Here is a 1,299-nt window from a genome sequence, read left to right as displayed (position 1 = left end):
TTTTTGAGAAAGGAATGTCATTAAGAAAAATCGCACGCGACCTGGGTGTCGATAAGATGGTTATTAGTAGTTGGATAGAAATCTATCGATTTCATGGAATGGAAGGATTAATGGCTCCTGCTTGTAAAGGTTATGAGGAATCTTTTAAAATACACGTAATACAACATATGATAGAGACAGCTGAACCTTATTCAAAAGTAGCTGGTCGTTTTAACATTCCCAGTCGTGCAACCATCTGGAAGTGGATGCATCAATACATGTCAGAAGAGGAATGGACGCTCTATTATTTGAAAAGGGAGCGTCGTGATATGAAGAAAAAGCAGCCGAAACAAGGTATGACAGACATCGGAAAATTACAAGAAGAGCTTGAATACTTAAGAGCAGAGAATGCTTATTTAAAAAAGTTAGATGCCTTAGTTCAAGAAAAAAAGAAGTCCCAACCAAAGAGAAAGTAAGAGTGATTGATGAATTAAGGCATGAATTTCCTCTACAAATTTTATTACATGTTTCTGAAGTAAAAAAAGCAACTTACTATTATCATAAGAAGAACTTAGAGAAGGCAGATAAATACGCAACGATAAAAGAAGCGATTGAACGTATATTCTACCAACACAAAGAGTTGTACGGGTATCGTCGAATTGTTTTAGCCTTACGCAAAGAAGGATTTTTTATTAATCATAAAACGGTACGCCGTTTAATGAATGACCTTGGTTTACATGGTGTTCAAAAGGCAAAGAAATATCGTTCGTACCGTGGCGAGGTTGGTCAGATTGCGAATAATAAAATCAATCGTCATTTCGAGACAGAAAAACCAAATCAAGTATGGCTAACAGATGTAACAGAATTTAAAGTAGCCGGCAATAAACTTTATTTATCCGCCTTTTTAGATGTGTTTAACCGGGAGATTGTCGGTTATTCTATTACACAAAACCCGAACTTTGGACTAATACAAGATTCTTTTGGAAATGCGATTAAACGGGCAAATTTATCTCTTCAAGATCAAGTATTGATCCATTCGGATCAAGGCTGGCTGTATCAAATCCCGCGTTTTCAACAGTTGATAAAACCTTATAACATGTCACAAAGTATGTCACGCAAAGGAAACTGTTTAGATAATGCCTTAATGGAAGGTTTTTTTGGTATTTTAAAAAATGAATGTATCTATCGAAATTCATTTCGCTCTTTAGAAGAAGCGACGCAAGAAATAGAAACCTATATTGAATATTACAATACACTACGCATCAAACAAAAACTCAATGGGATGAGCCCCATTGAGTATCGCTTAAACTATGAAAAAGC

The 1,299-nt window shown here is 35.6% G+C and carries 1 protein-coding gene and 1 pseudogene; both read left to right on the top strand.

Annotation, left to right across the window (positions count from 1 at the left end):
- Window positions 1-455, top strand: a pseudogene (locus BM260_RS18120) (hypothetical protein); the annotation flags it as partial.
- A partial coding sequence (locus BM260_RS18115) for an IS3 family transposase (RefSeq protein ID WP_175496350.1) occupies window positions 371-1,299 on the top strand: 929 nt, incomplete at its 3' end. The pseudogene BM260_RS18120 and the gene BM260_RS18115, both read left to right, overlap by 85 nt.

Origin of the sequence: Psychrobacillus psychrotolerans (assembly GCF_900115805.1) — a bacterium.
Taxonomy (GTDB): domain Bacteria; phylum Bacillota; class Bacilli; order Bacillales_A; family Planococcaceae; genus Psychrobacillus; species Psychrobacillus psychrotolerans.
This window is presented reverse-complemented; position numbering and strand designations above follow the sequence as displayed.